Here is an 8,796-nt window from a genome sequence, read left to right on the forward strand (position 1 = left end):
TCCGCCTGCATCCTGCTGATGACCGCGCCGTCAATTTCATTCAGCGCACAGCCCTGCAGCACTCTGTTCAGGCAGATGCCCATATAGAAGATCTTTTCTTCCGAAGGCACGCTGTCCATTTTGATCACATGGTTTTTGATGAAGTTATCTCCTGTGGCAATGACCAGCAGCAAGGATGTGCTGTCCAGAGGAAGCAATCTGATCTGCTTGATTCTGGTTCTCTGACCCACAGGCTCAGAAATAAATGTTGTATAGTTTGTCAGCAGAGAAAGTGCCTTTGCCGTTTCCTCCATCAGATAGTCGATCTGATTGATATCTCTGGAAATGACACTCTGCAGATATTTCTGTTCATCCATACTCAGCTCTTTCTGCTGCATCAGATGATCAACGTAAAGTCTGTAGCCCATATCGGAAGGGATACGGCCACTGGAAGCATGGGGCTGTAAGATGAGGCCCATTTCTTCCAGGTCGCTCATTTCGTTTCTGATGGTAGCAGAGCTGATACCCAGATTATACTTTTTGGCGATGGTTCTGGAACCGACGGGTTCCGCCGTTTCAATATAGTCATTGATAATGGCCTGCAAGATCTGTATTTTTCTGTCATTTAAAGCCATACCGCCGCCTCCTTTTTCCATTTTATTAGCACTCACCAAATCCGAGTGCTAACTTACGTATATAAAGATAGCACTAGCCACCAAAGATGTCAAGTGCTAAAAAATAAAATTTTCTTCATTTCAACGCATTTTAAGAAATTCTTCATAATTTATTCAGATCAGAAACTTCTCAAATACAAAATTGCTGATGTCCACGCCCCTTGCCGTCAGTCGGATCCCTTTTTCATCCTCCTGCAGCAGTCCGTCTTTTTCCAGTTCCTCGATCTGTTCGCCGTAAATATTTTTCATTTTCCGTCCAAATCGTTCCCGGAATCGGGCAAAAGAAACACCTTCTGTCAGCCGCAGCCCCAGAAACATGAATTCCGCCAGCGCATCCTCTTCCGTGATCACTTCCACCTCTTCCTTTAATAAGGAAACATCGCCGTCCGCCTGCATATATTTCTGCAGATCATAAATATTATGGAATCTCTCCCCTGCCATATAGGAATGGGAACCCAGCCCCATGCCCAGATATTCCTCCGCCTGCCAGTAGATGCGGTTGTGTCTGCTCTCTCTGTCTTTCTTTGCAAAGTTGGAAATTTCATACTGTTCATAGCCATGTTCCGCCAAATAGCCCACAGCCCAATGGTACATTTCCCTGTCCAGATCCTCTTCCGCAGGTTTCAGTTCGCCTTTTTCATATCGATCAAAGAAAGGCGTTCCTTCCTCTAAAATCAGACTGTAGGCAGAAATATGCTCCGGATTTAATGCAACGATATTTCTCACTGTTTCCTGCCAGTCCGCCATGCTCTGGTTGGGAAGTGCAAACATCAGGTCGGCATTGATATTTGTAAACCCAGCTTCCCGCACTGCTTTGAGGTTTTCCTGAAAGGTTTCAATGGTATGGATACGCCCCAAGTCCCGCAGCAGTCGGTTCTGCCACGCCTGCACCCCCATACTCAGTCGGTTAAAGCCCATTCTCTTCAAAGCAGACGCCATTTCCCCATCCAGCGTACCGGGATTGGCTTCTGTCGTAATTTCCGCATCCTCTGCAATATCCCAGTTTGCAAAAACCGCCTGCATCAGCTGCTCCAGCATGGGAACCGTCAGTGTCGTAGGGGTTCCGCCTCCAAAAAATACGGAAACAACTTTCCTGTCCGCATATTCTTTCCCTCTGTTTTCAATTTCCTTCGTCAGGGCATCTATATATCCCTGCATCTGCCCTTCTTTCCCCGCCCATGAGGGAAAATCACAGTACAGGCATTTCTGCCTGCAAAAAGGGATATGGATGTATAAACCTATGGTTTTGGTGTTTTTCATCGTTCCACCTCAGATTTCTGTCAATTTTTCTCCATGATATCATGCAGACTTTCTTTTTTCAATGTCCCCTGAAAATGAAAAAACCATTAAAATCCCATGTTTTCTTGAAAAATCCGCTTAACAATGCTACTATTATTTTTTGTACAAAACTAAAACGAAACGAGGAATAAAAAATATGAATCCTTTTCATGATATGCAAACGGAAATCCAAGAATTTTTCCACAGCAGCAAAAAAACAAAGCTCGCCATGTGGATCATTGTGGCGCTGTTCCCTCTCTATCTGGCCTATGCCTGCAACAGCCTTGCCTTTGGCTCTGCCGAAGAAATGACAGCTCTGCTGCAGGAACATACAGGGGCTTTCCTGCTGGGTGCAGTTGTGGTCTATCTCCTGTTCGGCGCACTGGCCTGCCTGACCAAGCGGATCCCTCTGGCGGCCTTCCTGTCCGCCCTCTTTTTCACCATCATGCCTTTGATCGATTATTTCAAAGTGCAGATCCTGGAGACTCACTTTTTCCCCTGGGATATGCTATTTGCCAAAAATGCAGGCAGTTTTGGCACATTCCTGACCGCTCTGGCCATGCCCGATTCTGCATGGAACACCATCGCAGCCACCGTCTTTTATTTTCTGTTTCTTCTGATGATGAAACCGGAAATCCCTGTGGCATGGAAAAAACGGGTCATCGGCACTCCTGTCCTGCTGGCCTGTCTCTATCTTTTCTGCATGCATCCCGCAGTCAGAAACTGTTACGAAACATTTGGTGTTTCCCCCAAGGCTCCCGGCAATCAGGCAGTCAATTATGAGGAACACGGCTTCATCACCGCCTTCGTGCTGAATTTTGCTTCTCTGAATATGGGCGATCCCGCCGATTACAATGAAAAATATCTGGCAAACTACTTTGAAAAATATCAGCCCTCTGCGGAAAGCGGACAGGATTTCCAGAATCCCGATATCATCGTTGTCCTTTCCGAAGCCTACTGGGATCCTACGGTGCTGAACGGTGTGACCTATTCCGAAGACCCGCTGAAAAACTATCGCCGTATCGCCGCAGAACACCCCAGCGGCAAAATGGTCTCCTGCACCTTTGGCGGCGGTACGGTTCGCCCCGAATTTGAAATTCTGACAGGTACGACCACAAACATGCTGCCCTCCGGCAATGTGCCTTATCAGCAGTATGTCTTCGAGGATATCTTCTCCTATCCCCGTCTGTTTAAAAATCTGGGCTATGATACCCTTGGTATCCATACCTATCAGAAGGAATTCTACGAACGTGACCGTGCATACCCTCTGCTGGGTCTGACGGAAATGCGCGGGGAATATGACCTGCATGCAGAACACCATTGGAACAGCGGCCCCTATATCACCGATGAAACCATTGCGGAAGAAGTCATCTATCAGCTGGAACAGCCCCATGAAACCGGCCTGTTCCTCCATGTCATCACCATGGAAAACCACAGCATGTACCTGAATAAATATGATCCTTCCGACTGGGATATCAAAGTTTCTTCCGACATCCTCTCTGATGACGAAAAGAACGTGCTTCATAACTATTGCAAAGGGGTATCCGATTCCGATGCCGCTCTGGGACGTATCTATGATTATGTGATGCACAGAGAAAAACCCACCGTCGTTCTATGGTACGGCGACCATTTGCCCACTCTGGGCGATGCCTTCTCCCCTTATATCACCACAGGCAATATCTCCTCCACCACAGCAGCAGAGTGGACAGAGGAAGAAAAATACACCATGTTCTCTACCCCCTATGTGATCTTCAGTAACTATGACACCGGCAGAGCATACCGCGCAGAGGAAACTCCCGTTTCCCCTTATCTGCTGCCGGCTCTGATGTGCGACTACATTGGTGCCCCTGAACATACCAGAACCAACTTCCTGCTGGATCTGTATGAAACCTGCCCCGTCATCAGTCCTTATTATGATCTGTATTCTAATCAGGAAGACAAAACAACAGTCAATGAATATATCCGTCACCACGAATTACTGACTTACGATGACCTGATGGGTAAAAAATATCTGGTCAGAAAAGACCTTTCTCAATAACAAAAACGGCAGAACCAAACGGTTCTGCCTTCTTTTTTATAGCTTCTTTCGAAATAATCCGTGTTCGCTGCAGCAATAATACACCTCTCCCCTGCGCTGGCGGGGCAGATATACCTCTGCTGCCTGTTCGGGATAGAGCCGCACCAGTGTTACCCTATCCCAGGAAACCAATGCTGCAAAGGAAATATAATGTTCCTTCTTCATTACGTGAGGAAACGTAATATAATATTCATTCCCCACTTCTTCCACCCTTATCTCATGGCCATCCTCAGCCGCTTTTGCCTGCAGTGGGGACAGTTTTCTGCCGCAGCAGGAAATTTCTCCTCCCCCCATACTCCAGAAAATATTTCCGCAGTGTTCACAGCAATAAAATTTCATCCGTTTCATGTTTCCCGTTTCCCTTCCTTTTTCCTGCAGTTCCCCATCCAGTATCTTTTCAATCTCTACCCCATATAATGCGGAGATCCCCTTCCAGAGGGAAACATCGGGCAGCCCCATGCCTCTTTCCCATTTTGAGATAGTACGGTCGCTGACCTGCAGCCACTCCGCAGCCTGCTTTTGGGTCATTCCCTTTTCCTTTCGCAGGCGGCTCAGTAGTTCTCCTGTTTTTTTCATATCCACGGCTTTCGCCTCCTTCTTCTTTTATGATAAAGGACTTTTCTTCCCACGGCAACAAACGCTCCATAGAGTTTGCAAAAGAAAAAGCCATCCAAAAGGATGGCTGTCATATCGATTTTATGCACGAGGGTGGGTTTTGGCATATACATTTTTCAGTTTCTGGTTCGTCAGTTTGGTATAGATCTGTGTGGTAGAAATATCGGAATGACCCAGCATTTCCTGCACAGAACGCAGATCTGCCCCATTTTCGATCAGATGCGCCGCAAAGGAATGACGCAGCATGTGAGGTGTGATATCTTCCTCAATACCAGCCTTTTTCGCATAGGCCTTGATGATCTTCCAGAAGCCCTGTCTGGTCATCGGTTTCCCGTTGCAGTTTACAAACAGCACTTCTTCATCAGGGCGAAGCAGCATATGTTCCCGCACCTTATCCAGATATCTGCGCAAAGAAGCCTTCGCCTGTGCGCCAATGGGAATGATCCTACTTTTGGTATCGCTGCCGCAGCGGATATATTCCAGAGGCAGATTGATATCTTCCACACGGAGAGAAATCAGCTCTGTCACACGGATCCCTGTGGCATACAGCAGTTCCAGCATGGCCTTATCGCGAATTTCCTTGTCTTCGTCACCGCTGGGCTGTTCCAGCAGCAGTTCCACTTTATCCAGAGACAGAATCTCAGGGACTTTCTTTTCCACCTTAGGCAATTCCAGATCCGCTGCAGGGTTTTCTGTTACGATCCCTTTTCTCTGCAAAAACTGGAAAAACGAACGAATGGATGCGATATTTCTGGACACAGTTGTCCCTGCCTTCCGCTGCTTCTGCAGTTCATAGACATAGGCCATCACATTCGTACGGTTCACCTTTGCAGGGTCAAGGACACCGGATTCTTTCATGAATCGGCAGAAGCCCTTCAGATCTCTGGCATAAGATAGAACGGTATTTTCAGATGATTTTTTTTCGTTCCGCAAATATTCGGTAAAATCAACAATGCTCTGTTCCATGCAAACAATCCCTTTCGTTCATAGTACTTAAATTATACTTAGTTTTTATTGGATTGTCGATAACTTTTGTTTAAAAAATGTAAAAATTATGAATTTTTTATGAACTTTCTGCTAAAAATCCGAAGAGAAATGGAAAAAACAGGGGCAAAAGCATGTTGAATCTCTATTTTTACGAAACTTTTTCATGAGAATAGAAGTATTCGCTCCACCCCTGCTGCCCCCATCAAAAGTAAAACCGATACCCCGAACAGGATACAATACTCCGTCTGCCTGCGCTTACGCTCCCGTTTCAATGCTCGCTTTCCGTCCCCCTCCTGCCAATGCAGCATATAATACAACGCCGCCGACATCATCAGGATATAAGCAGGAATCAGCAGCAGATTCTGCGGCAGAAAAGATACCGCCGCCAGAACTATCCCTTTTGCTCCGTAAACTGTCATCATCATGGCAGAAGTGAACCCGACGGCCACACTGCGAAATAAAAAAGCCGCTCCGGAAAGAAACAATCCCATCTGCATCCATCCGCCCAGCCAGATGATCAGATCATATTTCAGATATTTCCAGAGCAATGCCCCAAAAGAAGGGATCTCCGTCCCCTCTCCTGCCCCCTGCAAAAACAGGGAAAGTTCCCCTTGTTCCGCCGCCGAAAGCAGATTCGCCGCCACTGCACCGCCCAGTGTGCCCAATAAAAAAGAAAGACAGACGATGCCGATGATCTTCTGCACCTGTCTGTCTATTCTGCGTTTTTTCTTCATGTCCATCCCCCCTGATACAGGGTATGGCTCGTCAGAAGGATTTATGCTTACTTACTTATTTATTTCTTGCTGCCCATGCGTAGAGTGCTGTTAAGGTCTTCCCATCCTTGATTTCGCCTTTCGCGATCATTTCCAGCGCTTCTTCCAGTGTATATCTTTCGATCTCCACAAATTCATCGGCATCCAGTTTCTGCTGTCCTTCTGTCAGTTCCGTTGCAATGAACAGCTGGATCTTTTCCGAAACAAATCCCACCGTAGGATACAATTCACAAAGGAACTCCAGCTTGCCTGCTTTTTTGCCGGTTTCTTCCTCCAGTTCACGGGCAACACCCGCTGCAGGTTCTTCTCCATCTTCCAGCACGCCTGCAGGGATCTCCAGCAGCATTTCCCCGAAGGCATGTCTGTACTGGCGCACAAAGATCAGTGTACCATCGTTATCCACCGCCAGAACGGCCGCCGCATTTTTGCCGCGGATGACCGTTTCGCGCAGCGCTTCGCCGCCATCAGGCATGCGCAGCTTATCCACTGTTACCTTTACCAGAAGACCCTCATGGGTCAATTTACTTTCCAAAACTTCGTAGCTCATATCCTTCTCCTTGTAAGAAAAGGCACTCCTCCAAGAGTGCCTTATATGCATTATTTCAGTTCCTTCACCATTGCCTCGATACGATCCATACCTTCTTTGATGATTTCCATGCTGGTCGCATAGGACAGACGGATATAATCAGGCATACCAAAGTCTGCACAGGGTACGACTGCCACATATTTCTTATCCAGCAGAACAGATGCAAAATCCGCCGCAGACTGGATCATTTCGCCTTCGTAGGATTTGCCATAGGTTGCGGAAACATCCACAAACAGATAGAAGGCCCCCTGAGGTTTCAGTGCAGACAGCATGGGAATCCCTTCTTCTCTTTCAAAGATATAATCTCTGCGTTTTTTGAATTCCACGCACATTTCCGCTACACAGTCCTGAGAACCGTTCAGCGCTGCTACTGTTGCCGCCTGAGCGATGGAGTTGGGGTTGGATGCCATGTGAGACTGCAAAGATGCCATCAGTTTGGAAACTGCCAGAGGTGCCGCTGTATAGCCGATTCTCCAGCCTGTCATCGCATAGCTTTTGGAAACACCGTTGATCACGATGGTTCTGTCATAAATTTCCTTGCCCAGAGATGCGATGGAGATATGCTGTTTATCTGCATCATAAATCAGTTTTTCGTAGATTTCATCAGAAACAACAAAAATGTCATTTTTCACTGCAAAATCCGCTACCATCTGCAGATCTTCTCTGCTCATAACCTGACCGGTAGGATTGGAAGGGCTGGTCAGTACCACAGCCTTTGTTTTTTCTGTATAAGCCTGTTCCAGTTCTTCTTTTGTCATCATGAACTGGTTTTCTTTCTTTGTATGAATGATCACGGGCACACCGCCGGCAATACGAACCATTTCAGAATAGCTCAGCCAGAATGGAGCAGGAATGATCACTTCATCCCCTTCATTCAGAATCGCCATGAATGTGTTCATCAGAGAATGTTTCGCACCATTACTGATCACGATCTGGGCAGGTTCATAGTCCAGACCATTATCTCTTTTCAGTTTATCGCAAACCGCCTGTCTCAGAGCAGGTGTACCCGCTGCAGCCGTATAGCGTGTCTGTCCGTTTTCAATGGCATCGATACCGGCCTGACGGATATGGGCAGGTGTATCGAAGTCGGGTTCCCCTGCGCCAAATGTAACGACAGGCAGACCTGCAGCCTTCATTTCTGCCGCCTTGGAAGAAATCGCCATTGTTGTGGATGCCTTAATGCTCATTGCTCTTTTCGATAATTCCATGTTCTTTCACCTCATTAAAAATACTTTTCTTTTGTTTATCATCATCTTCTTCTATTGAAGAAAATCTTCATACCAAATACGCCCATGGCTAAAATGCAAACTGCCATAAATTTCAGATACATCACAGGGCTTACTTCATCGCTCAGATCGATCCCGACTTCATCCCCAAACAAAGCCGTCACTTCATAACCGATTGCGCCGTCACTGACATTATAGGTCATTTCATCCAGCGCCAGAACACCGTTTGCACCGGCATAAAATCTGAGTTCCTTATATTTATTAAAAAACATGCTGCGTCCATAGGTTGCACAGGCTCTTTCACCATCTTCCGTCTGCATAACGAAAGTGATGCTGTTGCCGTATACTTCAGATACCAGCTGTTCTTCGCCATTGCCTTCCACATTCTGTTCTGCCGCCTTGGCACGGAATACGCTTTCCAGTTCGTCATAAGTATAGGGATGTCTGCCGATGCCGTTAAACAGGAGGAACCCTGCCAACGCCACAACGATCATAACGAGAACCCCTTTTATCACAATAAACTTTGCACTTTTCTGCATGATTTTTTCCTCTTTTCCGTAAATACATCCGATATGATTCGTATCTTTATTATTTTATACCC

The 8,796-nt window shown here is 46.7% G+C and carries 9 protein-coding genes; 1 reads left to right on the plus strand and 8 read right to left on the minus strand.

Going from position 1 to position 8,796, the window contains the following annotated elements:
- Together hrcA and hemW are read right to left on the minus strand one after the other, a co-directional pair.
- Positions 1–614, minus strand: a 614-nt coding sequence (gene hrcA, locus ACJMLT_RS08945; RefSeq protein WP_405729685.1) for a heat-inducible transcriptional repressor HrcA, incomplete at its 3' end; no start/stop codon positions are given.
- 153 nt (positions 615–767) lie between these two features.
- The gene (hemW, locus tag ACJMLT_RS08950) at positions 768–1,913 is read right to left on the minus strand and encodes a radical SAM family heme chaperone HemW (RefSeq protein ID WP_405729688.1); all 1,146 of its coding nucleotides are present in this window, start codon (positions 1,911–1,913) and stop codon (positions 768–770) included.
- 175 nt (positions 1,914–2,088) lie between these two features.
- Between hemW and ACJMLT_RS08955 the strand changes: the two genes are divergently transcribed.
- Complete coding sequence (locus ACJMLT_RS08955; RefSeq protein ID WP_405729691.1) at positions 2,089–3,969, plus strand: sulfatase-like hydrolase/transferase; 1,881 nt, start codon at positions 2,089–2,091, stop codon at positions 3,967–3,969.
- Between the two features lie 36 nt (positions 3,970–4,005).
- On the opposite strand, the gene ACJMLT_RS08960 is transcribed toward ACJMLT_RS08955, so the two are convergent.
- From ACJMLT_RS08960 to ACJMLT_RS08985, 6 genes are all read right to left on the minus strand, one after another.
- Complete coding sequence (locus ACJMLT_RS08960; RefSeq protein WP_405729709.1) at positions 4,006–4,584, minus strand: helix-turn-helix domain-containing protein; 579 nt, start codon at positions 4,582–4,584, stop codon at positions 4,006–4,008.
- A gap of 120 nt (positions 4,585–4,704) precedes the next feature.
- Positions 4,705–5,589 carry a site-specific tyrosine recombinase XerD gene (gene xerD, locus ACJMLT_RS08965; protein WP_405729694.1) on the minus strand — a complete coding sequence of 295 codons (885 nt, stop codon included), beginning with the start codon at positions 5,587–5,589 and terminating at the stop codon, positions 4,705–4,707.
- A 182-nt stretch (positions 5,590–5,771) separates the two neighbouring features.
- On the minus strand, positions 5,772–6,344 hold the full coding sequence (locus ACJMLT_RS08970) for a stage II sporulation protein M (protein WP_405729697.1): 573 nt from the start codon (positions 6,342–6,344) through the stop codon (positions 5,772–5,774).
- Positions 6,345–6,399: 55 nt separating this feature from the next.
- Positions 6,400–6,930 (minus strand): NUDIX hydrolase, encoded by a 531-nt coding sequence (locus ACJMLT_RS08975; RefSeq protein WP_405729700.1) that lies wholly within the window; start codon positions 6,928–6,930, stop codon positions 6,400–6,402.
- A gap of 50 nt (positions 6,931–6,980) precedes the next feature.
- On the minus strand, positions 6,981–8,177 hold the full coding sequence (locus tag ACJMLT_RS08980; RefSeq protein WP_405729703.1) for a pyridoxal phosphate-dependent aminotransferase: 1,197 nt from the start codon (positions 8,175–8,177) through the stop codon (positions 6,981–6,983).
- Positions 8,178–8,218: 41 nt separating this feature from the next.
- A complete protein-coding gene (locus ACJMLT_RS08985) occupies positions 8,219–8,734 on the minus strand; it encodes a hypothetical protein (protein WP_405729706.1) in 516 nt (171 codons plus the stop codon).
- Positions 8,735–8,796: the final 62 nt, after the last annotated feature.

The organism is Anaerotignum sp., from assembly GCF_045122575.1.
GTDB lineage: Bacteria > Bacillota > Clostridia > Lachnospirales > Anaerotignaceae > Anaerotignum_A.

What these genes read in the sequence shown, in the direction of transcription:
- ACJMLT_RS08955 (WP_405729691.1), top strand. Translation starts at nt 2,089, where the DNA reads ATGAATCCTTTTCATGATATGCAAACGGAAATCCAAGAATTTTTCCAC.
- hemW (WP_405729688.1), bottom strand. Translation starts at nt 1,913, where the DNA reads ATGAAAAACACCAAAACCATAGGTTTATACATCCATATCCCTTTTTGC.
- xerD (WP_405729694.1), bottom strand. Translation starts at nt 5,589, where the DNA reads ATGGAACAGAGCATTGTTGATTTTACCGAATATTTGCGGAACGAAAAA.
- ACJMLT_RS08960 (WP_405729709.1), bottom strand. Translation starts at nt 4,584, where the DNA reads ATGAAAAAAACAGGAGAACTACTGAGCCGCCTGCGAAAGGAAAAGGGA.
- ACJMLT_RS08975 (WP_405729700.1), bottom strand. Translation starts at nt 6,930, where the DNA reads ATGAGCTACGAAGTTTTGGAAAGTAAATTGACCCATGAGGGTCTTCTG.
- ACJMLT_RS08970 (WP_405729697.1), bottom strand. Translation starts at nt 6,344, where the DNA reads ATGAAGAAAAAACGCAGAATAGACAGACAGGTGCAGAAGATCATCGGC.
- ACJMLT_RS08980 (WP_405729703.1), bottom strand. Translation starts at nt 8,177, where the DNA reads ATGGAATTATCGAAAAGAGCAATGAGCATTAAGGCATCCACAACAATG.
- ACJMLT_RS08985 (WP_405729706.1), bottom strand. Translation starts at nt 8,734, where the DNA reads ATGCAGAAAAGTGCAAAGTTTATTGTGATAAAAGGGGTTCTCGTTATG.